Source organism: Paractinoplanes maris (assembly GCF_023544465.1).
Classification (GTDB): Bacteria; Actinomycetota; Actinomycetes; order Mycobacteriales; family Micromonosporaceae; genus Actinoplanes; species Actinoplanes maris.
In genome coordinates this window covers 512168-538048 of record NZ_JALPVL010000007.1, presented here as the reverse complement: position 1 = coordinate 538048, position 25881 = coordinate 512168, and the positions used below count along the sequence as shown (strand labels likewise).

Genomic DNA, 25881 nt, shown 5'->3' with positions numbered 1-25881 from the left:
TCAGCAGCGAACTCCTGGAGCTGCACCCGGACCTGCTCCAACCTGCCCTCATCCACACCGGGCAGCCAACCATCACCACACGACCGCTACAAGCGACACACCACAAAGACCTAACAAAGTCCTACTAGGGGATGGCGGCAGTTTTGTTCTCCCTACCGCCACGACGTTCCTATGCGACGCACTGATCGCTCGAGTTACGGCCATCCCGCACCTGACAACCTGCCCGTACTGCGACGCTATTCATCGCAGGAGTTCGGCAACGGCCGCGTCAACCGCAATCGTGGTGATGGGTGGAGGACTGTAGGTCTCGACCCGGCGAACTATCGCCGTGGCGAGGTCCACCCCATCCACAGCGAGAATTACTTCGTCGCCCACGTGGAGTTCGCCACCCTCCAAGCTGCCGGAAACCCGGACCCAGGGTTCACCGATAACACCGTGAAGGCCAAACAGTGCGAGTCGCGCCATGAGGGGATCTTAATCCCGCTCCGGCGAGCCGTTCCGAGCCGACGGGAGTGCGTTCCCGGCAATAACCGGCCAAGGCGTTCCGCCGCGACACGAACCGGCATCTCGCAATGAGCGACGCCAAGCGGCTCAGGACGGGCCCGGGAGGACAAGTGGGGGCGACTCTGCAATCCAGCGCGGCCGACCCGAACCCCTGGGCCGACACTTCGGAGAAGTCACTTCCCGGACCCGCCAATCACCAGACTAGAACACCCCTCCTCACCGCCTCATGACACAGAGGCGTACCAGATGAGTGGTTTGATCGTGGAGGAAAGACACGGCCTGAGGTCGGCTGGGTCAGCGGTCGGCGGGTAGGGCCTGTCGAAGCCCGAGCTTGGTGCCGTCGGCGAGCTGAACGACGGCCAGGCGTGATCCGGGGACGTCGACGATGCCTGTGGCGGGGTCGCCGTTGGTCACCGGGGCGGTCCCGAGCACGGCGAGTGAACCGTCGGCCACCTCGCCGAGCCCGACCGCCGCCCCCGCTTCGATCAGCTCACCGCGGGTCTTCTCGATGTCGGCGGTGTCCAGCAGGACCAGGGGTGCGTCCGTCCATGGCAGAGAGGTGAGGCCGACCTCGATGTCCGCGGTTTTGAACACGGCGAAGTCAGCCTCGCCCGGGGCGCGCTCGACGCCGCCGCTCGAGAACGTCGGGCCGGTGCCGAAGACGGTGGACCAGGCGTCCACGCTCTTCTGGAAGTCGCGGGCGGGAAAGACGACGGTGGCGATGACCGGAGTGTTCATGGCGGTGTTCCCTTCGCAGTGGTTGTCGGGGCGACAGGTACAGACCACTCCACAACGCGGCAGGTTTGCTTCCTCATGGGAAGTTAGTGTCGGGCCCATGTTGACCACGTCCGCGCGAGTGCTGCGCCTGCTGTCGCGACTGCAGGTTCCCGGCCGGCACCCTGGCCCCGCTCTGGCCGAGCAGCTCGGGGTTTCACCGCGTACCGTGCGCGCCGACATCGCGACCCTGCGGGAGTTGGGCTACCCGGTCACGGCGGTGCCGGGCGCCGCGGGCGGATACCGGCTCGCAACCGGCAACCGCCTGCCGCCCCTGGTGCTCGATGACGACGAGGCCGCCGCCGTAGTCGTCGGTCTCACCTCTTCGGCGACGCACGCCGTCGCCGGCACCGCCGACGCGTCCATGCGGGCCTTGACGAAGGTCGTGGCGATGCTGCCGGCTCGCCTCCGGCCGAGGCTCGCCTCCCTCAGCGCGGTCACGTCCGGCGTGTCCACCGGCCGGACGACCGTGGAAATCGACGTCCTGCACGGCATCGCAGCGGCCACCCAAGCGCGGGAGCAAATCCGGTTCCTCTACACCAATGCCACCGGCGAGCAGGCGCACCGCGAGGTCGAACCTCATCGCATCGTGCTGCGAGCCGGCCGGTGGTACCTCGTCGGCTGGGATCCGGCGAAAGCCGGCTGGCGCACTTTCCGGGTGGATCGTATGCGGGTCAAGACCCCGAACGGGCGACGATTCGCCGAGCGTGCCGGGCCGGCGGACGGATTTGAGGAATACCTGACCCGGTCGATCCAGACCGCGTCCTGGCAACAGCTCTATCGGGTACGGCTGCACGCGCCGGCCGAGACCATCCGGCGCCGGGCCCCACTGGCAGTCCGGGTCGAGCCCGACGGCGACCAGGCGTGCGTCGTCACCGTCGGCTCGGACTCGGCCGCCTCCGTCGCCCGTTATCTGAGCTGGTGGGAGGTGCCGTTCGAGGTACTCGACTCACCCGAGCTGCGCAGCGAGGTCGCGCTCCTCGCGGAGAGATACACATCGGCCGCGGGAGACGGGCGGCGGTGACACCCGGAAAGTTCCCTCGACCGGGTGAGCACTCCGCCCGGCACCCGTGCGGGCGCGACATTCCTCCCTACGGTGATCTTGTCGTCCCGTCCGAGGAGTCGCCGTGAAACGTCGTTACCTGGTGGTCGCCGCGATCTGTGCGACCGCCGGCCAGGTCGCCGTCCCGGCTCCGGCCGCCGCGACGACTCCCGACTCCTGGGGGCAGGTCGCGGCTCACGCGACCGGCGACTACTACAACGCGGGCGAGACCCGGCTGACCCCCGCCGTGGCAGCCAAGCTGAAGCCGCGCTGGAACGTTCCACTGGCCACCGCCAAGTGCGCCGAACCGGCCGTACCGCTGGTCGGCGCGAACCGGCTGATCACCGCCGCCTCGTACCGGATCAGCGGTTATGACGCGACCACCGGCGCCCTGGCCTGGCGGACCCCCGCCACCGGCAAGAAGACCAGCATCAGCCTCGCCGCGATCGTGGGGACCAGGCTCGTCGCCCAGTCCCGCGACTGCCGGTCCGGCACGACCTTCCTGACCGCCCACGACGTGACCACCGGCAAGCTCCTCTACACCAAGCGGATTCCCGAGACCATGTACGGCTTCGTCGTCGACCGGGGGATCGTGCTCGGCGGGGTGTGGGACGCGGCGATCAGCAAGTACGGCATCCGCGCCTACCGCATCGCCGACGGCTCGCGGGTGTGGGCGCGTCAGGGATCGATCGCCGGCGAAACCGTGGCTGCCGGCGGGCGGGTCCTGGTGGTCGGCGACGAGTCGGCAACCGCTGTCGACGTGACGACCGGCAAAGCGGTGTGGCCGGCCGGCGCGGGTTGTTTCACCCCGATCGGTGCGTCGCCGGACGGCGCGACGTTCTACATGCGCTGCGACCCGGACGGGCGTATCCGCAGCGTCAGCGCAGCCACCGGAGCGGTCCTCAAGACGTTTCCCAGTCACGGCGCGACCTTCGGATTCGCCACCGACGGCGAGCGGATCTACCTGCACACCTTCAACCGTGAGCTGATCGCCGTCGACGCGCACGACGGCCACCGGGTCTGGACGGCCACCTTCACCGAGGACGCCCCCATCATGTTCGCGGTCGCCGGGGGAGTGGTTTACGGCTGGCGGGACAACGGCCACCGGCTGGCGGCTTTCGAGACGCGTACCGGAAGACCAATCGCACTCGACGCCAGCACCAAGGGATTGCAGGGCGCCCCGATGGTGGCGAACGGGCGGCTGTACGGCCGGACCGGGTCGACGCTCACCGCGTACGCGCCCTGATTGTCCGGCCTGGTCGTGGCGTGCCGATGGTGGCGCGTATGGTCGGGCGGTGAATCCCGCCGACCTGCAAGGCCTTCGATCAGGAGACCTCGAGACCCGCGAAGCGCATGTGCATCAGTTGCTCGACCGGGCCAGGACGCAGCGTGACGAGTCAGCCATCGCGGCGCTGCACGTGCTCGTGCGCGATTACCCAAAGTTTCACCGGTCGCTGTATTCGCGGGCGCTGAACCACGCGGCCGTCTTCGCGGACGCCGGACTGGCGGAGCCGTTGCTGGCCGCGCTCGGCGACACCCGATACAACTGCCAGGCCTGGGCCGCGATGGGCTGCGCGGCCATGGACATCCGGGCCGCCGTGCCCCAGCTCGTCACGCTCCTGGACCACCCACAGTGGATTGTCCGGGCCGAGTCGGTGACCGCCCTCGGCCTTCTCGGCGACGCCTCGGTCGTGCCCGCGCTGCGGCCGCTGCTCGGCGATGAGGCCGACTGGATGCGTCAGCGGGCCGCCGACGCCCTGGCCCGCATCGGTGGCGACGCGGCGATGGAGGCGCTCTGGCACGAGTTCGAGCATCGGCGCTTCCCCCGGATCGGTTACCTGGCCAGCACTTTGGCCCTGTTCGCGCCCGAGGTGGTGCCCCGGCTGCTCGCCGCGGCCGACAGCCCCGATCCGGATCAGCGGTATTGGGCCGCGGTCGCGCTCGGATCGACCGGGGACGATCGGGTGAAACCGACCCTGGAGCGGCTGATGGCCGCCGACCGGGGCGTGACCGTGTTCGACGGCGAGGTCCGGGTCGCGGCGAAGAAAGCCCTGCGCACACTTCGTCGTATCCGAGCAGCCATCACCGAACGAGAAAGCGTCTGACCAGGGGCACGGAGATAATGGAACTGGGTGAGTATCAGCGCGGCGCCCTGCGTACCGCCGCTCCGCGTGACAAGAAGAACGAGCTGCTTCACCTGGTGCTCGGGCTGGTCGGCGAATCCGGCGAGGTCGCCGAGAAGTTCAAGAAGTGGGTCCGCGATCTCGACAGCGACGAGTCGCGGATCGACCGGGCCGACATCGCCAAGGAACTCGGTGACGTGCTCTGGTATGTGGCGGTGCTGGCCGACTACCTCGACCTGTCGCTGGACGACATCGCGCAGGTCAACCTGGAGAAACTGGCCAGCCGGCAGGCTCGCGGCCTGCTGGGTGGCAGCGGCGACAACCGATGACTCCGGAGCGGATGCGGATCGCCGTGGCGCAGACGGAAGTCACCACGGACCCGGGTGCGAACGGGGCGGCGATCCGCGCGGCGATGCGGCAGGCCGCCGAGCAGGGTGCGCGGCTGGTTCACTTCGGCGAGGGCGCTCTTTCCGGTTATGCCGGTGCGGCAAAGCCCTATTACCGCGGCTGGCGGATTGATTGGGCCCCGGTCGCCGCGGAGCTGCGGGCCACGATGGCGGTGGCCGCGGAGCTCGGCATCTGGGCCGTGGTGGGCGGCAATCACCGGCTGTCCGGCGACCACTGGCCCCACAACTCGCTGTGGGTCATCAACGATCGTGGCGAACTCGCCGACCGGTACGACAAGCGGTTGGTGTCGCACTCCGAGATCACCGGCTTCTACACCCCGGGCGACCACGTCTGCACCTTCGAGGTCGACGGGTTCCGGTTCGGCTGCCTGCTCTGCATCGAGGTGAACTTCCCCGAGCTGTGGCTGGAGCAACGGGAACTCGGGGTGGATTGTGTGCTCTTCTCGACGTACTCCGAGGATCCGATCTTCGAAGTCCTCGCCCGCGGACATGCCGCCGCGAACGGTTACTGGGTCAGCATCGCCGTGCCCGCCTCCTGCGCCGCGGCCGGCCCGTCGGCGGTGATCGGCCCGCACGGCTACGTCCTCGAGCACGCCGGCCCGGACCGGCCCGAGGTGATCTGCGTGGACCTCGACCGCACCGACCCCGAGCTCGACATCGCGCTGAACAAAGCCCGGCCATGGCGGGAGATCGCGCGCGTCGGCGACATCTACACCACCCGGCGGGTCGACGACTTCCGCAGCACCGACCGGACCAGTATCTGATGGTGGCGTTGTCGGCGGGCCGCTGCTAACGTCCGTACTGGCGTGGCCCACGCCCAACCTCCTGCGACCGTCCCCGACGCGCGGTCCTCGACGGAGGCAAAGGGATTCCCATCTCGGGTCGCTGTCCTCGTTCGTTGTTCCGGACGTCTGATCGCGCGGGGGATCGACGCGCGGGACAGCGGAGGGCCGATGACAGCGAACAGGAACTTCAAACGCCGGGTACGAGCCCGAGCGGCCAAAACCGGCGAGTCCTACACCGCTGCGCTGCGGCACTTCCGCACGACTCCGCCAGGAGAATCGATGCCGAAGAACACGACACTGCGACTGTCGGTCGCCCAACTCACCGGGTCATCCGATCCGGGCGACACCGCGGCCGTACGTGAGAGTGGTGCCCAGATCCGTCGCCTCATGCGCGACGCCCACACGGCCGGCGCCCGGTTGCTGCACCTGCCCGAGGGCGCGCTGACGTGCCCCGACAAGGCAATCATGTCGGCCACCGGCTCCGCGCCCGTCGGTCCGTCCGACTGGTCCCGGGCCGATTGGCCGACGCTGGCCCACGAATTGCGGGCGATCACGGAGCTGGCCGGCGAGCTGGGGCTGTGGACCGTCCTGGGCTCGGTGCACCCGCTGACCGCACCCCGCCGCCCGCACCTCAGCCTTTACGTCATCTCCGACGAGGGTGCGATCACCACCCGCTACGACGAGCGGATGCTGTCCAACACCAAGGTGAGCCACATGTACACGCCCGGCACGGCGCCGGTCACCTTCACCGTCGACGGCGTGCGGTTCGGCTGCGCGATGGGCATGGAGGCCACGTACCCCGAGGTCTTCCTGGAATACGAACGGCTCGACGTCGACTGCGTCCTTTTCTCCACCCACGGCCCGGGATCGGCGCCCAACAACGGCCCGTTCGCCCTGCAGGCGCGGGCGCTCGCGGCGGCCAACAGTTTCTGGGTCAGCTACGCGGGCACGGCGCAGGACGCTCCGAACGCTCCCTCCGGCGTGATCAGCCCGGACGGTGACTGGATCACCCGATGCCGGCCCGATCCCGTACCTGCCATCGCCACCGCCGAGCTCGACCTGACGGCCGAGAACTATGCGCGGCCGTGGCGCCGCGTCGCCCGCAGCGGCCTCTACGCCCAGCATCAGGCCCCCGACGACCCCAGAAGCCTCGACCGGGCCAACCCCTGATCCGGTGAGTGTGGCCGGCCGGCCAGGCGCCGGCCGGCCACACCACAGCTGTCTCAGCCGGCCCCGATCATCTGGAGGACCGCGCCCAGCCCGTGCACCGGTCCCGGCGTACGGGGCAGGATGAGCGTACGGATCTGCAGGGGCACGCCGCCGACGTCGTCCCGGGGACTGTCGCCGACCATCAAGGCATGGATCCCCCGAACGTCGAGCAGGTCCAGTGCCCGGGCGAAAATGGCCGGGTCGGGCTTCACCAGGCCCACCTCGTACGACAGCACCACGCCGTCGATCAGCTCGGTGACCCCGGCCCGATCGAGGAGGGGACGGATGTCCAGCCCGATGTTGGACAGCACCACGACCCGGATCCCGCGCGCCTTCAATGCGCGCAGGACCGCAAGCGTGTCGGCGAAGAGCCGCCACTGATCCGGCATCACCGCATACAGCGCGCCGATCAGGTCGGGCTTGATGCCGGGAAAGAGGGCCGCCGTCTGCTGGAAGACGTCCCGATGACGATCCTGGCTGAGGTCGCGCTCGCTGCGCGGGTCGATCGTGTGGGCGTGCTGCCAGATATGGTCGAGATGCTCACGCAGGCCCGCGATCTGGCCGGGAGTCAGATCCGGCTCCGCTGTTCCGTTCTCGGCCAGACGGCGAAGAGCGGAGCTGATCCACAGATCGGCGTCGCCGCCCTCGACCAGCGTGGCATGGAAGTCGAAAATGACACCACGAATCGGTACGAGTGTCTCGCTGATGAGCATGCGGCAGCCTATCCGGGTCACCGCCGGCCACCGATCAACCCGAAGGACCGTGACAATCATGTCTCTCGCTGACGTCCGCTCCCGCTTCGACGACCTCGACACCCAGCTCGTCGCGCTGCTGGCCCGCCGCCAAGAGCTCGTCGAGGCCGCGGCCGCCTTCAAGAGCGATGAGCACGCCGTGCGAGCACCCGATCGCGTCGAACAGGTTGTCACGGCCGTCCGCGCCAAAGCCGTGGACGCCGGACTGGACGCCACCGTGGCCGAGGCGATCTGGCGCGCGATGATCACCGCGTTCACCGAGCTCGAGCTGGATCGTCATCGCCGGTAGAGGTGTACCCCAGCTCGTCACCGCACCGGCTGGACGATTTCCGTTTCCCACGTCGCCGGGTCCGGGCGCTCGCCGGGATCGGTCAGGTATGTCTCCCAGGGCGCTCCGGCCGCGGACAGTCCCTGATCACGCATCCACTTCTCGATCTCCTGATAGGACTCGGTCAGGCTGTCATAGGGCCCACGATGAATGGCCGTCACCGCTCGGCCCGGCGGGATGACGAGCGCCTCGATCCCGTGGGTGAGAGCCGTTGACGGGGGCTCGGCGATCGTGATGCCACCCTCGATGACGAGTGAACCCATCCCGACCTCCGGGTAGCGGGCGAACGGCGGCCCGGCGATGGCCAGCCCGTGTTGCTGGGCGTAGCCGAACACTGTCGGCAGGGTTTCGGCGAGCGCGGTCGCGATCTCGTCGCGAGTGATCCGGCGACGTATCACCAGGGCGTGGATGGTGGGCAGATCACGAACCGAGATGTCGAGGGGCACAGCGGTTTTCCTCTCGGTGATGCTGATGCGGTAGAGGCCGATGCAAGGTGCCGTGGAACTCACTGCCGAGGCGTGCACGGCCGCGATGCGCCGTCCGGTCACGTGCAACCCGCGAGCGCGGTAGCTCTGCGGACTACGACCGAGGCGGCGGGTGAAGGTCCGGGTGAAGACCTCATGACTGCCGAATCCGTGGTCGAGGGCGATCGCCGACACCCGGCGGTCACTCGCCACCAGCTCACCCGCGGCCCGAGCCAGCCGGACCCGCGTCGTGTAAGTCTTCGGCGTCTGACCGGTCAGTCGCCGGAGACGGCGGTGGAGATCGAAACGCGACCGGTGGGCCCGCCGCGCCAGGGCCGACAGTGAGACATCCTCACCCGGCCGGGAGTTGACGACGGCGAGGAGTTCGAGTAACTCGCGGATTCGCGACGACACGACCGGACGGTACCAATCAGGCGGCACCCACGCTTGACGGTTCTTGCGCTATCACGTCGTTCACCGGCCCCTCAGGAACGGCTGGTGTCATCCCCGCCATCATCGTCCGGGTCGTCCTCGATGTAACCGGTCACCGGATCGACGATGTCGAGGAAGGACCGGATCTCCTCGACGTGCTCGACGACCGTGCTCCTCACCTGATCGGACCGCCGGCTGCTGAACCCGTAGCCCGGCGCAGGACCGGTGAGGCGGGTGTAGTGATAGGCGCCGGGTTGCGCCGGGTCGTAGGCAACGTCGAACGGCTCGTCGTCGACAGTGAGCTGGAAACGGTCCGGGGACGGTTCGGTGTCACTCGGTTCCACCGCCTCATTCAACCAAAGGGTGGTTCAGGTGCCTCGCCGATAGGTGACGGTGCGTCCGGCGTCGCGGAAGCCGATCCGGTGGTAGAGCTCGCGCGGCACCGGGTAGGCGGCGTCACCGCATGGGTACACCACGGCGAGGGCCGCGCCGGCGTCCCGCATCGCGCGCAGGCAGGCCAGGCTGACGGCGGCTCCGAGGCCACGCCGGGTATGCCGCGGGTCAGCGGTGCTGAACCCAGAGATTCTGCTCGACATAGACGCCGCGGTCGGTCTCCCGGTCGATCGCGACCAGATCGAGGGCGTCCGGGACGACGTATTCGCGGGTGACGGGGAAGACCATGCCCGTCCACTCTTCCCACTCCGCGACGGAACCCTCGATCACCATGGAGGTCGGTGCCGGACCGAGGATCCGCGCGCCCATCCGCTGATGTGTGCGGATCCACGGATCGATCGAGAGCCCGTCCGCTCGTGTCCATGCCGCATACTCGCCCATGGGGACCGTCGGGCAACGGTGCTTCCAGGTCGGCCGCAGCGGCGCGATGACGTGGGCAAGGCCGGCCTCCTGAGCCCGTTGCGTCAGCTCCCGCAGAACCACAGTGGCCAGACCACGTTTGTCCTGCGCGGATCCGACCGCGACGGCCATGAAACTCAGGGTCGTGGCCGGGATGTCCGCCTCCCGCCCCTGCACGTCTCGGACCAGGGCCTCGTCGTAGCCGGACGGCAGATCGCCGGCTTCGCCGTTCCAGGCGATCGGGACGCCCCAGCCACCGGCCACCACGGCCTCCTGGTCGAGCACCAGGATGTCGAAGTGGCTGAAGTGCTCCAAGACCCGGCTCAGGTACTTCTTGGGTGTCTCGTCGTGGAAGATGAACTCCGGCCACCGCTCCTTGAACACGGCCGCGGCCGTGTCGTTCAGATCCGGCCGGTCGGTGCGGGTCACGATCTGCACGCCCGCAACCTACCGCGCCGGCACCGGCTGCCGGTGAGCCGTGGAGCGGCTTTCAGGGATGCCGGGTGTTTCGGCGGTGGTCGACGCTGCGGCCGCGGCGGTGGCCGGTCCGCACGCCGATGATGAACGCGCCGATGATGAGCAGAATCCCGATGAGGACGAGGCCTGGCGAGTCGTCGCCACTGCCGTACAGGATGGCGAGCACGCCGACGGCGGCGAGGGCGAGTCCGGCGGCGAGGATGGCGGCGAAGGATTTCAAGACGTCTCCTGTCCAGGGTCGGATGCGGCTGCGCCAGACGGCGTCGGCGGGCAGGCCCCGGGCCATGCGGGACATGACACTGAGGGCGATACGCCAGTCGGCTGTGCCGCGAGCCTGATCGTCCGTGATGTGGTCGTGAAGGTCGGAACGGAGCTCGCCGAGCCGGCGCTCGGCCACCGGGTCCGGGAGTCGCCGCGTGTAACACCGCGCCCACCAGATCGCCAGATGGGCGGCGCGACGGGTCGGCGGCGTCCTCATGCCGTCTCGGGGGCGAATCGTGGAATGCGTCCCGCGGTCCGGTCCGCGCGGACCCGGTCGGCGATGTGCATGCCCTGAGCGGTCAGTTGGTAGAGCCGCCGGCGCGGCCGACCGGCAACGGCCTGGGCCGGATCTTCCCAGTCCGAGGTGAGCAGGCCGAGATCCTCCAGCCGGTTCAAAGCCTTGTACAACGTGCCGTGCGCGGTGAGGGAGCGGGACCCGTACTGCTCCTGGATGACCCGGGCGAGGCCGAAGCCGTGAAACGTCGCCTGCCCGCCGCGGCGCTCCAGCACCGCGGCGATGAGGATGTCCGCCTCGAGAGGCAGGAGCGTTCCTGGTTTACGTGGAGGCACGGTCCAACGTTAGGAAGATATCTTCCTGATGTCAACGGCCGAAGAATGCGGTGGCGCCGCGGCGACCACTCGCGGCAGTCTCAATTCAGAAGGCGTTGCGTCCAATAGACCTGGCCGTCGGGCCCGACACCGATCAGGGCGACGAGCAGGTCCTCAACAGACACGGGGGCCGTGGGGACCCGGTACGAGGGTGGTGCTTCCGGGTTCGGCGCGCGGAACACGGTCTGGAAGGTCACCGGTGACACGTCCACCGCTTCCACAAAAATCGCACTGCCCTCCTGCGTGCCGGCGCCCCGCAGCCAGGAGTCGCGCTTCTGGGCACTGTCGATGGCGCCGTCCAGGCCGGTGCTGACGTCGTCCGGCCGGGCCGAGGTCACGGCGATGAAGCCGGGCATCAGGTGACTGCGCTTGTCCAGCAGAACGATCCGGAAGGAGTCGCCCTTGCGGGCCTGGGACGGCCGGGACCAGGTGACCCGGCCGAGAACGATCTGGTCGCCCTCAGCGGCTCGGACCGCGTTCACCGGTTTGAGCGCGGCGTCCGCAGTCGCCTGGTCGACCAGCTGAAGCGTCGCCCGAGCGCCGAGCACACCGGGGTCGTACGGCGGCCGGTTGTGCCACCAGCGCCAGCTCGCGACGCCGCCGGCCGTGATCAGGACGATGGCCACGCTCAGGAGGAGGATCGCCCGTCGCTTCACCTCCGAGAGCGTAGATCAAACCGGCTCGGCGGGGCCGGCTGACTGCCCGATCCGGCGTGGAAGCTCAGAACCAGGCGCTGGCCTCAAGCCGTCCGGTGTTGCCGAGATCGAGAGGTGCCTGGAGGGTCACCAGCTGGCGCGTCCCGCCGGTGGACACGGCCACCGCCAGCGACACCCCGGTGTCCACCCCGCCGCTCGTGTTGGTGACGGTGTTGCGCCAGGACAGCACGGACCGCGCACTGGTGCCCGGCTTCAGCACGACTTTCCGCGGCGCCGCGGTGTAGTGCCGGCTGGCCACGACGGCGACTTTCAGCGGACGACCGTCTCCGTCGAGCACGACAATGTCCGGCCGTCCCTTCATCTCGTACGGCTCGGTGCCGCAGTTCCGGATCGTCAGCGGCATTTCCCGGTACCCCATCGCCGCGTCCCCGCGATCGGCCGTGATCAGCACGCCGATCACGGCACAGGCGGACGCCGGCTCGATCGCCTCCGGAGCAGTGGGACCAGCGGAGCGGGGAACAACGGGCGACGAGGCCGCGACGCTCGGCGCAGCCAGGGGCGCGAGCCCGTCGGTCGCCTGCCACGGCTCCGAGCACGAGGCCACCAACAGGACCACGAGCAAGGGCAGCAACCGGCGCAGCAGAACCACGTCGACGATCATGCCGCACTCCCGCCCGCGCCCTGGGTCAGGTCAGGCGGCCGGGCTCGGCAACCACGCGCGGTCTTGGCCGGTTCGCCGTCGCTGGGTTCGACGCCTTCAAAAGTTGAACAGCAGCCTCGTGACTCGAGCCGGGGGCCGGCGTGTAGGTCAGGAGGCGGTGCCCGTCGTCCTCCGGCAGGTGCAGTGCCTCGTAGTCGAGCTCGAGATCACCGATGACCGGATGATGGAGGTATTTGGTGCCCGCGCCGCATACCTGAACCGGGTGCTTGGCCCAGCACGCGGCGAACTCCGGGCTCTTGACGATCAGCTCGCCGACCAGCGCCGTCAGCGCGGCATCATCGGGATACCGGCCGGCGACCACGCGCAGCGAGGCCACCGCCCGGCTGGCCTCCTCATCCCAGCGTCGGTACAGCTCCCGGGTGTGCGGATCGAGGAACAGCATGCGCGTCAGGTTGGGCCGGTCGGCCGGCCGCTTCGGAGCATCCCGGTCGTAGTGCCCGGCGAACAGGAGGTGCCCCAGCTCGTTCCAGGCCAGGACCTCGGTGCGACGGCCCAGCACGAGCGCCGGTATGTCGCGCATCGCCGTGATGAGTTGCTCGACACCATGCCGGGCCATCTCGGCCCGCTGGGGCCGCCGCCGTTTCGCCGGACGCGGCCGGGCCAGCTCGTGCAGATAGGCCCGCTCGTCGTCGGTGAGACCCAGCGCCCGCGCGATGGCTTCGATCACCGACTCCGACGCGTTCGTGCTCTGCCCCTGCTCCAGGCGGGTGTAGTAGATCGGGCTCACGCCGGCCAGCTGAGCGAGCTCCTCACGGCGCAGCCCAGGCACCCGGCGCGCCCCGTGCGAGACCAGGCCGACGTCCTCGGGGCGCACCCGGGCCCGGCGACTTCGCAGGAAGCCGGCCAATTCGGGACGGCCCTCGTGCTCACTTCGCATGACCCCATCTTGCCCATCGTCGCCCGCGCGCTGCCTGTCCTTGTCAGTACCAGTCTGGCGCCGCGTAGGCCCCGCAGTGGGCTGGTTGGTGCCGTATCAGCAGCTCAAGATCGTGGGCGGCGAACAATCGCCCTGTCCCGACGCGGAGGTCGCTGTGATGACCAGCACGGATTCGGTGCCCGAGACCCGGACGGCGATGAGTGGCCGTGAACGGCTCACCCTTGTCGTCCTGTTGACGGCCGGTTTCACCCTTGCTGTCGACTTCTCCATTCTCAACGTGGCGCTGCCGGTGATCGGCGCCGACGTCGGCTTCTCACTGTCCGGACTGCAGTGGGTCGCCACGTCCTTCGGCCTGTGCGCGGCCGGGTTCACCCTGTTGTTCGGCCGGGTCGCCGACATCTTCGGCCGCCGCCGCCTCTTCCTGGCCGGCGTGGGCCTGCTCGGCATCTCGTCGCTGGCCGGCGGACTGGCCACCGACCCCGCGGTCCTGCTGAGTGCCCGCGTCGCCCAGGGCCTGGCCACCGCCGCAGTGACGCCGGCGGCCCTCTCCCTGCTCACCACCGCGTTCCCCGAAGGTCCCCGCCGGGAGCGCGCGCTCGGGCTCAACGGCGCGCTCATGGCCGCCGGTTTCACCACCGGCGCCATCCTTGGCGGTGTCGTCACTGATCTGCTGAGCTGGCGGTGGGCGTTCTTCATCAACGTCGCGGTCGCGGTCGCCGTGCTGGCCGTCGCCCCGCTCGTACTCGCCGAAAGCCGGCCCAGCGAGCGCCCTCGCCTCGACCTGCCGGGCGCCGTGACGGTGACCGCGGGTCTGCTGGCCGTGGTCTTCGGCCTCACCAGTGCCGGGGAACACGCATGGACCGACACCCGGGCCTGGGGTGGTCTGCTGGTCGGTGCCGGGCTGCTGGTCGCCTTCTGGGCGATCGAACGCCGCGTGCCCGCGCCGCTGGTGCCGGTTCGCATTCTGCGCAGGCGCAGCGTCGCCTGGGGCAACATCGCCGGCGGGCTGGCTTTCGCCACCGAGACCTCGCTCGTCTTCCTGCTCACCCTCTATCTGCAGGAGGTCCTCGGTTACTCGCCGCTCGCCGCCGGCATGTCGTTCGCCGTGCTGGGTCTCGGCACCGTCCTCGGTGGCGTCCTGGGTCCCAAGGTGATCGTCCGTCTGGGCAACCCGCCGCGGGCGCTGGCCCTGGGGATGATCGTCCAGGCCGGGGCGACGCTGGCCCTCGTGTTTCTCGGTGCGTCCTCCAGCTGGATGCCGCTGTTGCTGGTGGCAACCTTCATCGGCGGCGTCGCCAACCTCGTCGCCATCGTCGGGTTCATGGTCACGGCCACCTCCGGCTTGCCCGACGAGGAGCAGGGCCTCGCCGCGGGCCTGGCCACCATGAGCCAGCAGATCGGCATCACCCTCGGTATCCCGGTGATGTCGGCCGTCGTCGGCAGCACGCTGGCTTCGCTGGGTGCCGAGAATGCGCAATCTCTTCTTACCGCGGTGCGGACCGCTATCGGCGTGAACACCGCCCTCTGCGTGCTTACCGCGGTCGCCGTGACGGTGTTCCTGCGGGCACCGCGGTTGCTCAGCGAGCCGGTGCCCGGCAGTCCGGTCGACCCGATCACCCATTCCTGACCGCGGCAAGAAAGTCAGGCGGCGCCGGCAGGCCTCGACGTGGCCGCGGCCGATCTTTAGGATCCTGCAGTAGCCGACTCGGCCGCGGGAGGCCGGCGAAGGAGATGTCACGGATGTCCGATCACGACGAGACGGGTCCCGGGGCACGGGTGGATCTGCGCACCGATCGCCCGCACCCGGCCCGGGTCTATGACTATCTGCTCGGCGGTAAGGACAACTTCGCGGCCGATCGTGAGGCGGCCCGCAAGGGCATGGAGGCCAACCCGGACAGCCGGATCCCGCCGCGGGAGAACCGGCTGTTCCTGCGCCGGGCGGTGCGCTTCCTGGCCGAGCAGGGCATCGACCAGTTCCTGGACATCGGGACCGGGATACCGAGCGCACCGAACGTCCATCATGTAGCCCAGGGGATCAACCCCCGCTCCCGGATCGTCTATGTGGACAACGACCCGATCGTGCTGGCTCACGCCCGTGCGCTGCTGACCAGTCACCCCGACGGCAAGACCGACTACATCGACGCGGACCTGCGCGACGTCGACTCGATCCTCGGCTCGAGGACCCTGAGCGACACTCTCGACCTGGACCGCCCGGTCGGCTTGCTGCTCTTCGCGATCCTGCATTTCGTCGGGGACGAGCACCACCCGGGCGACATCGTCGACCGGCTCCTGACAGCGTTGCCGGCGGGCAGCTACCTGGCGTTGTCACACTTGACCGGCGAGTTCCGTCCGGAGGCTTGGGAGCACGTGACCGAGGTCTACCGCCGGCAGGGTGTCACGATGAAAGTCCGTTCCAAGCAGCAGATCGAACAATTCTTCACCGGCCTCGAAATGGTGGATCCCGGGCTGCGGATCCTGCCCGCGTGGCGCCCGGATCTCGGTGAGCCCGCCGATCAACCGCCACCCTCGGACGCGCAGGTCTCGGTCTACGGCGCGGTGGCCCGCAAGCCTTAGAGCCGATGGTCGATGCCGGCCGGTCAGGTGTTGTTGCGGTAGTCGCGCGGTGGGGTGCCGGTGTGGCGGTGGAAGGCGCGGCTGAAGTCCGCCGGGTGGGCGAAGCCCCAGCGGCGCGCGATGCCGGCGATCGTGAGGTGGTCGAGGCGGCGATCGGCCAGGTCGCGGCGTGCCCGGTCCAGGCGGCGGGTGCGGATGTGGGTGGCGACGCCGACCGGGTGGTGCAGCTGGAAGATGCGGTGCAGGTATCGCGGCGAGATCCGGTGGGCGGTGGTGATCGCGGTGGGGTTCAGCTCGGGGCAGTGCAGGTTGTTCTCGATGAAGGCGATGATGCGCAGGTAAAGAGTGTGCGTGGGCGAGCGCAACGGCGGGCTCTTCAGCTCCAGGTGGTGGGCCAGCGCGGCAGTCGTCAGGTCCACCGCGACGTTCTCGAGGCGCAGCGCGTCGCGTTCGGTGCAATGGGTGTGCCCATCGGCCAATGAGGAGAGGAAGGTGGCGAGAAGACGACCGATGCCCGCGGTCCCGGGCAGGGCCGTGGCGTAAAGGCTTGCCACCTGGTCTGCGCGCAGCGGAAGCAGCCGCTTGGGGAACTGCAGGATCACCGCTTCCGCCGGTGATGTGGCGCTGACGTTGATGGCCTCGTACGGCTCGGAACTGTCGTAGAAAACGAGGTCGCCGCAGCGGATCATGGTGCTGACGTCGTTCTGCGTTATGCCCTGCCGACCCGCGCGGATGAGGGCGATCTGGTAGTGCTCCGGGTCGGATTTGCGGATCTCCCGCGGTGATCGCCGCGACGACAGCGAGGTGTAGGCCAGCGCCGTCACCTGCGAGCTGCCGAGCGGCACGCAGTCGAGGCGAGCGGTGAACGCCGCGGGGTCCGGGCTGTCGATCGCCGTCGGCATCAGCGAGGCGGCGGTGATTTCCCGCCAGGCCTCGAGGCGTTCTCGTGCGGCGATCGTGGCGCTGTCGAACACAGTGAGCATGGCTCCCCGCTTCCCGTACGCGTTTTCACCGTAACGGGGCGGGTCAATGTGCGCCGGACGTGCAGGGCTGTGCGCTCTGTGCCAATGACAAAGCCATCGACACTGCCGAAACTGAGGAACGAGGCGGCCAATCGGGGGTGGTGGCCCAACCGGTCCACCAGGCTGGTCGACGACCCGCTGCGCCTCGGACTTCAACCGGACCACTTTCAGGAGAGGGCTGATCAATGACCATCACACGGGGGATAGGCCGATTGGCGGCGGCGGCAACGCTGGCGACGACGGTGGTGAGCGTTCTGGTGGTGGCCGGGCCGGCCACCGCCGCCCCGTCCGGCTGCAATACCGGCCGCAGCACCGGTAACACCACGTGGGCTGCGTGCAGCTCGGGCACGGGCCAGTACCGCGCCTACACCTGGTGCGACGCTTTCTTCGCCCGGGACTACAAGCGGTACGGCCCCTGGCTGTCGCCGGGTCAAGGCCGCAGCATCGCCGCGTGCAACAGCAGCGATTACGCCTATGACTACGGGTACGCCACGCTCAGTTGACGATTCCGGGGTGTCGCGTGGCGGTCATCCCACGGCCGCCAGGAAATCCGAGTAGAACAGGCCCAGGCCGGCCGCCACGCAGACACCGGCAATGGTCCAGAACCGGACCACGATATTGACCTCGCTCCATCCGGCCAGCTCGAAGTGATGGTGCAGTGGCACCATCCGGAAGACGCGTCGGCCGGTGGTGCGGAACGACACGATCTGGATCACCCAGGTCGTCGTGATGAGGACGAAGAGACCGCCGATCACGATGGACAACAGCGTGGTGCGGGTGGCCACCGCGAGCCCGCCGATCAGGGCGCCGAGCCCGAGCGAGCCCACGTCACCCATGAAGATCCGGGCCGGCGACGTGTTCCACCACAGGAAACCCACGCAGGCGGCGGCCGCGGCCGCCGCGATCATGGCGATCTCCAGCGGGTCCCGGACCTGATAGCAGTAGTCGTTGGCGCGGACGTACGCGTCGTCGGCGCACCAGTGCCGGTACTGCCAGAACCCGATCAGCGCGTACGCCCCGAACACCAGGATCGACGCACCGGTGGCCAGGCCGTCGAGGCCGTCGGTCAGGTTCACGCCGTTCGACATCGCCGTGATCACGAAGACGAACACGATCACCGAGCCGACCTTGCCGACGTCGAGCCAGCTGATGTCGCGGATGAGCGAGATGTGCTCGCTGGCCACCGTCTCACCGTTGGTGCTGACCACGTAGAGCGCGGCGACGGCGAACGCCCCGCCGACGATCGCCTGCCCGAGCAGTTTGCCCTTGGCGGACAAGCCGTCGGAGTTGCGGCGGCGCACCTTGAGGAAGTCGTCGAGGAAGCCGACCACGCCGCAGAAGACGAACAGCCCGAGCAGGACGAAGGCCGTCATGGTCGGCCCCTCCTGCGCGATCTGCCGTTCGGGCAGGGTGGTCAGGGCGATGTGCCCGGCGACGTAGGCGAAGACGGTCGCCACGATGAACACCACCCCGCCCATCGTGGGCGTACCCGTCTTGCCCTCGTTGCTGGCGAGCCCGATGGACCGGATCGGCTGGCCCGCCTTGAGCGCGGTGAAGACGCGGATGGCCACCGGCGTGCCGAGCAGCGAGATGATGAACGCGACGGCGGCCGCGACGATGACCGCCCTCACGAGTGAGCCTCCCTGAAAACGATCACGGGACGTGAGCTTGCCATCCGGCGGCACAGCAAGCCAGCGGAGTCAGCGGCGCCACCGCAGGGGACCGGGATGGATGCTCCACCACCAGCGGCGCCACCAGGAGCGGCGCGCCCGGAGTTCGGTGGCGAAGGCGACAGCCTGGTCACCGGCCCGCACCGCCTGGCTGTCGTCGGCCGAGCCGGGGGCGAAGCCGACCGTGTTGATGCCGGCGACCAGGTCGTCGAGCAGGGGCAGATCGCCTGCGGCGGGCTCCGGCACGGCTTTTCGCAAGCGCTTGCGGGGTGGTTCCGGTTTCCCCGCGTACGTCGCAGCTTCCGTCGCCGCCAGATGCGGGGGCACCGGTTGCCCGGCCAGCCGCAGCGCGTCGCGGAACTCGGCCCACGCCCCGGTGATCCGGTCGTCCGGGCTGCCGGTACCCAACCGCCGGCGGCGCAGCGACCGCCGCATCAGCAGGAGCGTTCCCGCCGCGGCGACCAGCACCAGCAGCACCGACCCCGACGCACCACCGGCGACCACAGCCGCGGGCAGTCCGCCGTCCTGCTTCGCGGCGAGCGCGGCCGGCGGCGCCGATGACGGCGGGGTCTCCGACGGTGGTGGCGGCTCCGAAGGCGCGGGCGGCGGTTTGGTCGGCTTGGGGGTGAAGTCCTCCTCGACCGGCCGCGGGTTCTTGGTCTTGGGCATCGGGTCGAAGGCCACCCAGCCCAGACCGTCGAAGAGCACCTCGGGCCAGGCCAGCGCACTGCGCGCCGTGACGATGCCCCCGGCCGCGGGCGCGTCGAAGCCGACCACGACCCGGCTGGGCAACCCGGTGAGCCGGGCCAGCAGCGCGAACGACGCCGCGAACTGCTCCGACGTGCCGGCCTGGCCGCCCTGCTGCCGCGGTCCGAACAGGAAGAAGTTCAGGTTGGGGAACGCGTGGCCGCTGGGCGCGTCGGCGACCTTCTTGTAGTGCTCGGCCAGGAACTCCTCGATGGTGATCGCCCGGTCGAACGCCGCACCGTTGTCCTCGGCGAGCTGGTCGGCCAGGCGCTGGATCTGCGGCGGGATCTCGGCGCCGCCGACCGCGAGGTAGCGGGCCACCGCGTCGCCGGACGGCACGTCCGCGGTGGGCAGCAGGTTCAGATCCGGCGTCTGCAGCTCGGAGGTGACCGAATACCGCAGCCCGGGCGTCAGCCCCTCGGGCCGGATCATGGTTCCGGTGGCGGCGTCGAACGCGACCCGCGCCCCGTCCACCCCGGTCGGTGTGGGCACGACCGGCAGCAGCCGACCGGTCAACCCGTCGACGATCACGGTCTGGCGCACCTCGGTGACCTGCGCGTCCGGCATCCGCGCCTGGGCGGGCAGGATCCGCCCCGCGTTGCGATAGGTTGCCCCGACCCGCCACGTCACCCCGTCGTAGTCCGGCAGCACGGCCAGCCGCAACCGCAGCCGTTTCCCCGGCGAGGCCGACGCCCGCGACACCTTGAGCAGCGGCTCCTTCGGCGTGAGGGCCCACCCCGAGATCCGGTTGAGCGGGCTCTCATCGAGGCTGTCCACCTGCGGCGGCTCGACGTACTGCCGGGGGTCGACCGGAGTCACGCCGACCCGGCCACCGATCCACGGCCCGACCGCCACGATCAGCACAAGCACCGCCACGAGCCCCGACGCCGCACCGGCGAGCGCTCGACCCCGTACGGCCGAAGGAACTCCGCCCTCGGCCGGCGCGCTCGACCGGGCACTCGCCGCCAGAGCCGCCACCGCCAGCCCCGCGAAGATCACCGTGGTGGTCCCGGCCGCGTCCGCGTTGGGCCCCACGACATAGAGCGCGCCGCCATAAAGACCAGCGACCGGTACGAGCCCCAGCAGCACCCGCCCGGCCCGGACCGCCACCTCGGCCCCGGCCAGCCCGGCCAGCCAGGCCGCGATCACCGGCACGACCACGGTGTCCGGCGTCGGCTCGACCGGGATCAGCGCGGTGAGCAGCCGCGGAATCCCGTTCTGGAGACTCTCCCGAACGATGTCCGCCAGCGGGTCGCCGAGCTCCGCGCGACTGGCCGCGATCCGCAACGCCAGCACGGCATAGCCGGCCAGCAGCACCGCCGACAGCGGCGCCACCACCCAGTTGGGCAGCCGCCGGCAGGCCAGGCTCAGCCCCATCGACCCGACCGCGGCCCCGGCCACCAACTCCAGCAGCAACGACCCCGCAAAGATCCGCCCGAGCACCACCCCCGACAGCGTGATCATCCCGGCCAGAGCCCCAGCCACAACAGCCGCCCGCACCCACCTCACCATCCGCAGCCCCCACCCCACACGGCTGCTAGCACCCGGCTCACCATCCGCGGACCCCGTCCCACGCGGCCGCGAACTCGTCGCCGTCGGCGGCCTCGATGACGATCAGACCGTCGCCGGTCGAGACGGGCGCGCCGTCGCGGTCGCCGAACAGCCCGGCCAGCACCACGGAGTAGGGGCCGCGCAACGCGCTCACCGCGCCGAGGTCATCGCGGCCACCGGGCCCGGTGAGGAACACGAGCGTGTCGCCGAGCCGCTGGGCCCGTACGCGTCGCAAAGTCGCCGCCAGATCGCCCGGCCGCAGCGAAGCCTGGGTGAGCACGTCCAGATAAGGCCCGCTGACCACGTCGGTTATCAGATGCAGGCTGACCGGAATGTCCTCGCGCACCGCCGCCGCCACGATCGACGCCGCCGCCTCACACGCCGTCTCGAACGATTCGGCCGTCCCGTCCCTGAGATCCGGATGGGCGGCGGCACGGTCATCGAGCAGCACCACGATCGTCGGCTCGGAGGTGTCGAGCTGCTCGCGCACCATCAGCTCGCCGACCTTGGCGCTGGAACGCCAGTGCACCCGCCGCAACTCGTCACCGATGACGTATTCGCGCAGCGTGTCGAACGTGATCGTCCCGTGCGGCACCTTGTCGACGCGCCCATCGAGGCTGCGCGCCATCCCCGCCGGCACCGCCCGCAGCAGATGGATCCGCGGATGCACCCACACTTCGGCCAATTCACCGTACGTCCGAGCCAGCGTCACCAGCCCGAGCGGATCCCCCCGCGTCACCCGCAACGGCCCGATCGCCACAATGCCCCGCCGGCTCGTCGGCACCGGATACCCCACGGTCGTGTCCCGCCCGGGCCGCAACCGCAACAGAGGTACGGGAACCGCCCTGCTCCCACACCGGTCGGACGCCACCAGATTGGCCGCCCGCAGCCGGCTCGTATTGCGCACCGTCAGCGTCATCCGCGCCGCTTCACCCCGGGCCACCCGATCAGGCTCCGCCACCCGATCCACCCCCAGGCGCGGCCGCCACGACGCGAAACCCACCGCACAGCCCAGCGCCACACCCGCCGCCGCCCCGAGCATCGCCAGATCCGGATATCCGAACCGGAACCCAGCGACAAGCAGCCCCACCGCAGCGAGCACGATCCCGTAGCCGCGCGCCGTCAACCCCGTGCTACGCCGCCACCGACGCAGCCGATCCCCGACCGCAACCCGCCCGCGACTAGCTGATGTGCCGGCGGCAGAGAAGCCGCCGCTGGCGGGGGAGAAGCCGTCGCCAATGGGGGAGAGTGCGTCGCTGCCGGAGGAGAGACTGCCGCTGGCGCGAGAGCCGCTGCCAGCGGGAGAGCCGCTGCCAGCGGGAGAGCCGCTGCCAGCGGGAGAGCCGCCGCCGGTGGGGGAGAAGCCGCCGCCGGTCGGCGGAGCGCTGCCGGCCGGCAGCGGCGGCTCTCCGGCGGTCGCGGGTGTGCTCACGCCCCGGCCGCGACGCGGTTGGTCTCGGGCAGCGGCACCGGCACCGAACGCACCGCGTCGGCCAGCACCTCCGCCGCGGTGACCCCGCGCAGTTGCGCGTCGGCCGACAGCAGCACCCGGTGCGCGAACACCGGCTCGACCAACGTCTTAAAGTCCTCCGGCAGCACGTACCCCCGCGCGTTGATCAGCGCGTACGCACACGCCGCCCGGGTCAGGGCGATCACCCCGCGCGGGCTGACCCCGACCCGCACCTGCGGATGGTTGCGTGTCGCGGCCGCCAACCGCACCGCGTACGTATACAGCGGGTCAGCGATGTGCACCCGCGTGGCCATCCGCACCATCTCGCCGATCACGGCCGTGTCGGTGATCGGCTCGAGCGCGTCGGGGGAGCGCAGCGCCGCCCCGCGCAGCACCTCCACCTCGACGTCCTCGCTGGGGTAACCGACCGACAACTTCACCAGGAACCGGTCGAGCTGCGCCTCGGGCAGCCGGTAGGTGCCGTCCATCTCGACCGGGTTCTGCGTCGCCACCACCAGGAACGGCTGTGGCACCGGATGCGGCACCCCGTCCACGGTGACCCGGCGCTCCTCCATCACCTCGAGCAGCGCCGACTGCGTCTTGGGGGACGCCCGGTTGATCTCGTCGGCGATCACGATGTTGGCGAACACCGGCCCCGGGTGGAACTCGAACCCGCGCGACGCCTGGTTGAAGATCGTGACACCGGACACGTCGGACGGCAGCAGGTCGGGCGTGAACTGGATGCGCCGCCACTGTCCCTGGATGGACGCCGCCAGCGCCCGGGCCAGCGTCGTCTTGCCCACCCCGGGAACGTCCTCGAGCAGCACGTGCCCCTGGGCGAACATCGCGGTGAGCGCGAGCCGCACCACGTCGGGTTTGCCCAGCACGACCGTGCCGATCCGGTCGGCGAGCGCGCCCGCGACCTCGGCGAAGCCGTTGATGTGCTGCGGCGGCAGTGGTTCCGTCACGTCTGTTGTCCCCAGTAGCTCAGCTCAGCAGGTCGGCAGGTTGTTCAGGTTGTCGCCGCCTTCGAGGTTCAGCCACGCCCACGGGATGTAGTTCTTGCCGCTGTAGTTGACCCGCACCCACCAGGTGCTGCGCTTCTCGTTGTTGTAGATGTACGCGTACACCAACTCGCCCGACTTCTTGCAGTAGGCCTCCAGCCGGGTGCCCGGTTTGGCCCAGCCGACCTGCCGGTCGTCGTCCTGCTTGGTGACGCTGAAGATCTCGTTGCCGTTGCGGCCGTCGACTTCCTTGTTGCAGTACGTCGCGGTCTCCCCCTCGGCGCCGTTCTTGCAGGTGGCCACGCCGAAGATCGCATCCGTGGTGGCGGTGGTGGTCGCCTTCACCGTGCCCGCCGCGTTCTTGGCCGTGACGGTGAACGTGTACTTCGTACTCGGCTTGAGGCTCGCCACCTTGAGGCTGCCGCAGCTGCCCGCGGCCGAGCCCCCGCCGCCGGAGGACGCCACCGAGCAGCTGGCCGTGCCGCCACCCGCGTCGACGCTGAACGACACCGTCGCCGTGTTGAACGTCGGGTTGACCCCGGTGACCGTGATCCGCGGCAGCGCGACGGTCCGCGCGGTGGCCGTGCCCGGCTCGCTCTCGCCGGCCTCGTTGACCGCGCGCACCTCGACCGCGACCGTGGCACCGGCCTCGAACCCGGTCAGCGTGGCCGCCGTGCCGTCGGTGACGTCAAGGCTCTGATCGCCCGCGCTCACCACGTATTTCGTAACCGGCCGCCCGTTGTCGGCCGACGGCTGCCACGCCACCTGGATGGAGCCCGCCTGGTCGCCGGCGGTGGCCGCGTCGGTGCCCTCGGGCTTGCCCGGCTTGGTGAAGGGCACCACGCTGCCGCTGACCGGTGACGCCTTCGACCCGGCGCCGCGCTCGTTGATCGACACGACGGTGAACGCGTACTGCTTGCCGTACTCGAGCTCGCCGTCCTTGATGGTCAGCGTGGGCTCGGTGGCCTCACCGATCGGGGCGCTGCCACCCTCGGAGATCGCGGTGACCGTGTACCGGCGGATGTCCAGGCCCTGCCCGTTGGCCGGCGGCCAGCTGACCACCACCGAACCGTCCGGCTTGGCCTCGGCGGTCACCGCGGTCGGCGCGTCCGGCACTTCGGAGGTCGGGCGCACGGCATTACTCGTCCGCGGTGGGCCTTCGCCCTTCTTGTTGACCGCGCGCACTGCGAACTCGTACGTCTGCCCGTTGACCAGCCCGGTCACGGTCAGCGCGCGCTGGTCGGCGCCCACCTGGAAGGTGCGGCCGGCCCCGGCCACGACGTAGCGGGTGATCGAGGCACCGTTGTCCCGCGCGGCCTGCCAGGTCACCCGGGCCTCGGCGTTACCCGCGGCGGCTCGCACGTTGCGCGGCGCGCTGGGCTTGGTGATCACCGGCTTTTTGGGCTTGGGCGGCGGGGGAGGAGCCTGCGGCGGCGTGGGTGGCGCGTCGCCGCCGAGCACGTCGTCGGCGTACTTGTTGACCGTGCGAACCCCGTGCGAGCCGTCCACGACCCGCGCGGTCGACGAGCCCGGCGCGTTGATGAAGAGATAGCCCTCGCGCACGTCGAGCTCGAGCGGCCCGCCCGGGTTCCGGAAGCGGATGTCCTTCTGCCGCTTGCCCGCCGAGTCGAACACGCGCACCGAGCCGCTGGCGTCGGCCACGTAGAAGTAGCCCTCCCAGGCCACCGCGGGCTGCAGGTCCTCGCCGTCACCGGGCACGGTGAAATCGCTGCGGAACCCGTCGTCACCGACCACGTAGACGTGCCGGGCGTCGGGCACGGTCACCGGCACCCGCTTGCCGTCGGTGTGCGGGGCCAGCGTGCCCGGCCCGGCCAGCGGCAACGTCTGACTGTCCTTGCCCGGCTGGTCGCCGCGGATGGTGTGCAGCTTGTTGTTGGTGCGGTCGAGCACGGCCACGCCGTCGGTCAGCGTGGACAGCGCCAGGTCGTGCGACGGCTCGGCCACCGGCTCGGTGCGCACCCGCTGCGGCTCGCCGCTGCCGGCCGGCGCACCCGACGCTGAGGTCGGCACGGGGGTGATCGCGGTGACCGTACCCTCGCTGGGCGCCGCAACCCACAGCCGGCCCTTGCCGTCGAAGACCCCACCGGCGATCCCCGGCGCGAAGCGCAGCGGATTGCCCACATTGCCCAGCGAGCGCGGGTCGAGCTGCTGCACCAATCCCTGCACGGTGTCGATCACAAAGACGGAATCCTCGTGCAGCGCGACCCGCACCCCGATGCCCGAGGTGGTCGACGAATTCCAGAACTCCTGCAAGGTCGTCAGATCCATCGACCCGATCGCGCCGGTGTTGACATCCCGCAAGATCACGAAGCGGTCGTTCTGCACCACCTGCACGGCGTGGCCGCGAGCCTTCTGCACGTCGACCCGCGTGTCCACCTTGGCCGTGACGCCGTTGATCCGCGCGATCTCGCCCTTGGACTTGCTCCACACCCAGGACGCGGCGTCGAAACTGGCCACGGCCTGATCGGCCGAACCCAGCCCCAGCACGGTGAGCGCAAGACCACCCGCAAGACTCAGGACGGTGCCCATCGTGACCAGGTAACCGCGACGCCACTTGCGTCTCGGCCGG

General features: G+C 69.9%; 27 protein-coding genes. 10 read left to right on the top strand and 17 right to left on the bottom strand.

What is annotated here, in order from left to right; translation table 11 throughout:
- Positions 1 to 798 precede the first annotated feature (798 nt).
- On the bottom strand, positions 799 to 1242 hold the full coding sequence (locus tag NAG42_RS22985; protein WP_250032892.1) for a VOC family protein: 444 nt from the start codon (positions 1240 to 1242) through the stop codon (positions 799 to 801).
- 97 nt (positions 1243 to 1339) lie between these two features.
- Here NAG42_RS22985 and NAG42_RS22980 point away from each other — a divergent pair, with 97 nt between their 5' ends.
- The 6 genes from NAG42_RS22980 to NAG42_RS22955 all read left to right on the top strand — a co-directional run bounded on the left by NAG42_RS22980 (position 1340) and on the right by NAG42_RS22955 (position 6805).
- On the top strand, positions 1340 to 2302 hold the full coding sequence (locus NAG42_RS22980; RefSeq protein WP_250032890.1) for a helix-turn-helix transcriptional regulator: 963 nt from the start codon (positions 1340 to 1342) through the stop codon (positions 2300 to 2302).
- A 103-nt stretch (positions 2303 to 2405) separates the two neighbouring features.
- Positions 2406 to 3566: an outer membrane protein assembly factor BamB family protein gene (locus NAG42_RS22975; RefSeq protein WP_250032888.1), complete on the top strand. Its 1161-nt coding sequence runs from the start codon at positions 2406 to 2408 to the stop codon at positions 3564 to 3566.
- A gap of 49 nt (positions 3567 to 3615) precedes the next feature.
- Entirely contained in the window at positions 3616 to 4425 is an 810-nt protein-coding gene (locus NAG42_RS22970) for a HEAT repeat domain-containing protein (RefSeq protein ID WP_250032886.1), read from the top strand.
- A gap of 17 nt (positions 4426 to 4442) precedes the next feature.
- Positions 4443 to 4772 carry a nucleoside triphosphate pyrophosphohydrolase family protein gene (locus NAG42_RS22965; protein ID WP_250032884.1) on the top strand — a complete coding sequence of 110 codons (330 nt, stop codon included), beginning with the start codon at positions 4443 to 4445 and terminating at the stop codon, positions 4770 to 4772.
- On the top strand, positions 4769 to 5614 hold the full coding sequence (locus tag NAG42_RS22960) for a carbon-nitrogen hydrolase family protein (RefSeq protein ID WP_250032883.1): 846 nt from the start codon (positions 4769 to 4771) through the stop codon (positions 5612 to 5614). The genes NAG42_RS22965 and NAG42_RS22960 overlap by 4 nt, the downstream gene beginning before the upstream one ends.
- Positions 5615 to 5914: 300 nt before the next feature.
- The gene (locus NAG42_RS22955) at positions 5915 to 6805 is read left to right on the top strand and encodes a carbon-nitrogen hydrolase family protein (protein WP_250032881.1); all 891 of its coding nucleotides are present in this window, start codon (positions 5915 to 5917) and stop codon (positions 6803 to 6805) included.
- Positions 6806 to 6858: 53 nt separating this feature from the next.
- On the opposite strand, the gene NAG42_RS22950 is transcribed toward NAG42_RS22955, so the two are convergent.
- Positions 6859 to 7557 (bottom strand): HAD family hydrolase, encoded by a 699-nt coding sequence (locus tag NAG42_RS22950; protein ID WP_250032879.1) that lies wholly within the window; start codon positions 7555 to 7557, stop codon positions 6859 to 6861.
- A gap of 58 nt (positions 7558 to 7615) precedes the next feature.
- Between NAG42_RS22950 and NAG42_RS22945 the strand changes: the two genes are divergently transcribed.
- Entirely contained in the window at positions 7616 to 7885 is a 270-nt protein-coding gene (locus NAG42_RS22945) for a chorismate mutase (RefSeq protein WP_250032877.1), read from the top strand.
- Between the two features lie 17 nt (positions 7886 to 7902).
- Here NAG42_RS22945 and NAG42_RS22940 read toward each other — a convergent pair whose 3' ends face one another.
- The 9 genes from NAG42_RS22940 to NAG42_RS22905 all read right to left on the bottom strand — a co-directional run bounded on the left by NAG42_RS22940 (position 7903) and on the right by NAG42_RS22905 (position 13273).
- On the bottom strand, positions 7903 to 8802 hold the full coding sequence (locus tag NAG42_RS22940) for a helix-turn-helix domain-containing protein (protein ID WP_250032875.1): 900 nt from the start codon (positions 8800 to 8802) through the stop codon (positions 7903 to 7905).
- A 71-nt stretch (positions 8803 to 8873) separates the two neighbouring features.
- Positions 8874 to 9164, bottom strand: coding sequence for a hypothetical protein (locus NAG42_RS22935; protein WP_250032873.1), 291 nt, complete (start codon positions 9162 to 9164; stop codon positions 8874 to 8876).
- Between the two features lie 24 nt (positions 9165 to 9188).
- Complete coding sequence (locus NAG42_RS44290; RefSeq protein WP_284045695.1) at positions 9189 to 9323, bottom strand: hypothetical protein; 135 nt, start codon at positions 9321 to 9323, stop codon at positions 9189 to 9191.
- Between the two features lie 58 nt (positions 9324 to 9381).
- A complete protein-coding gene (locus tag NAG42_RS22930) occupies positions 9382 to 10110 on the bottom strand; it encodes a hypothetical protein (protein ID WP_250032871.1) in 729 nt (242 codons plus the stop codon).
- Positions 10111 to 10162: 52 nt separating this feature from the next.
- Entirely contained in the window at positions 10163 to 10546 is a 384-nt protein-coding gene (locus tag NAG42_RS22925; protein WP_250032869.1) for a hypothetical protein, read from the bottom strand.
- A gap of 77 nt (positions 10547 to 10623) precedes the next feature.
- On the bottom strand, positions 10624 to 10980 hold the full coding sequence (locus tag NAG42_RS22920; RefSeq protein WP_250032867.1) for a PadR family transcriptional regulator: 357 nt from the start codon (positions 10978 to 10980) through the stop codon (positions 10624 to 10626).
- 80 nt (positions 10981 to 11060) lie between these two features.
- Positions 11061 to 11675 carry a hypothetical protein gene (locus tag NAG42_RS22915; RefSeq protein WP_250032860.1) on the bottom strand — a complete coding sequence of 205 codons (615 nt, stop codon included), beginning with the start codon at positions 11673 to 11675 and terminating at the stop codon, positions 11061 to 11063.
- Between the two features lie 64 nt (positions 11676 to 11739).
- Positions 11740 to 12336: a DUF4232 domain-containing protein gene (locus NAG42_RS22910; RefSeq protein WP_250032858.1), complete on the bottom strand. Its 597-nt coding sequence runs from the start codon at positions 12334 to 12336 to the stop codon at positions 11740 to 11742.
- 25 nt (positions 12337 to 12361) lie between these two features.
- Positions 12362 to 13273, bottom strand: coding sequence for a helix-turn-helix domain-containing protein (locus NAG42_RS22905; RefSeq protein WP_250032857.1), 912 nt, complete (start codon positions 13271 to 13273; stop codon positions 12362 to 12364).
- 157 nt (positions 13274 to 13430) lie between these two features.
- Here NAG42_RS22905 and NAG42_RS22900 point away from each other — a divergent pair, with 157 nt between their 5' ends.
- Both NAG42_RS22900 and NAG42_RS22895 read left to right on the top strand, forming a co-directional pair.
- Positions 13431 to 14900, top strand: a complete 1470-nt coding sequence (locus NAG42_RS22900) for an MFS transporter (protein ID WP_250032854.1) — start codon at positions 13431 to 13433, stop codon at positions 14898 to 14900.
- Between the two features lie 113 nt (positions 14901 to 15013).
- Positions 15014 to 15847, top strand: coding sequence for an SAM-dependent methyltransferase (locus tag NAG42_RS22895; protein WP_250032852.1), 834 nt, complete (start codon positions 15014 to 15016; stop codon positions 15845 to 15847).
- A 23-nt stretch (positions 15848 to 15870) separates the two neighbouring features.
- On the opposite strand, the gene NAG42_RS22890 is transcribed toward NAG42_RS22895, so the two are convergent.
- On the bottom strand, positions 15871 to 16830 hold the full coding sequence (locus NAG42_RS22890; RefSeq protein ID WP_250032844.1) for an AraC-like ligand-binding domain-containing protein: 960 nt from the start codon (positions 16828 to 16830) through the stop codon (positions 15871 to 15873).
- A 224-nt stretch (positions 16831 to 17054) separates the two neighbouring features.
- On the opposite strand from NAG42_RS22890, the gene NAG42_RS22885 reads away from it, so the two are divergent.
- Positions 17055 to 17372, top strand: a complete 318-nt coding sequence (locus NAG42_RS22885; RefSeq protein ID WP_250032843.1) for a hypothetical protein — start codon at positions 17055 to 17057, stop codon at positions 17370 to 17372.
- Between the two features lie 24 nt (positions 17373 to 17396).
- On the opposite strand, the gene mraY is transcribed toward NAG42_RS22885, so the two are convergent.
- From mraY to NAG42_RS22860, 5 genes are all read right to left on the bottom strand, one after another.
- On the bottom strand, positions 17397 to 18500 hold the full coding sequence (gene mraY / locus NAG42_RS22880; protein ID WP_250032841.1) for a phospho-N-acetylmuramoyl-pentapeptide-transferase: 1104 nt from the start codon (positions 18498 to 18500) through the stop codon (positions 17397 to 17399).
- Positions 18501 to 18569: 69 nt separating this feature from the next.
- Complete coding sequence (locus NAG42_RS22875; protein WP_250032839.1) at positions 18570 to 20798, bottom strand: transglutaminase TgpA family protein; 2229 nt, start codon at positions 20796 to 20798, stop codon at positions 18570 to 18572.
- A 37-nt stretch (positions 20799 to 20835) separates the two neighbouring features.
- Positions 20836 to 21963 carry a DUF58 domain-containing protein gene (locus NAG42_RS22870; RefSeq protein WP_250032920.1) on the bottom strand — a complete coding sequence of 376 codons (1128 nt, stop codon included), beginning with the start codon at positions 21961 to 21963 and terminating at the stop codon, positions 20836 to 20838.
- 302 nt (positions 21964 to 22265) lie between these two features.
- Complete coding sequence (locus tag NAG42_RS22865; protein WP_250032837.1) at positions 22266 to 23255, bottom strand: AAA family ATPase; 990 nt, start codon at positions 23253 to 23255, stop codon at positions 22266 to 22268.
- A 24-nt stretch (positions 23256 to 23279) separates the two neighbouring features.
- Positions 23280 to 25841: a fibronectin type III domain-containing protein gene (locus NAG42_RS22860; RefSeq protein ID WP_250032918.1), complete on the bottom strand. Its 2562-nt coding sequence runs from the start codon at positions 25839 to 25841 to the stop codon at positions 23280 to 23282.
- Between the last annotated feature and the right edge of the window lie 40 nt (positions 25842 to 25881).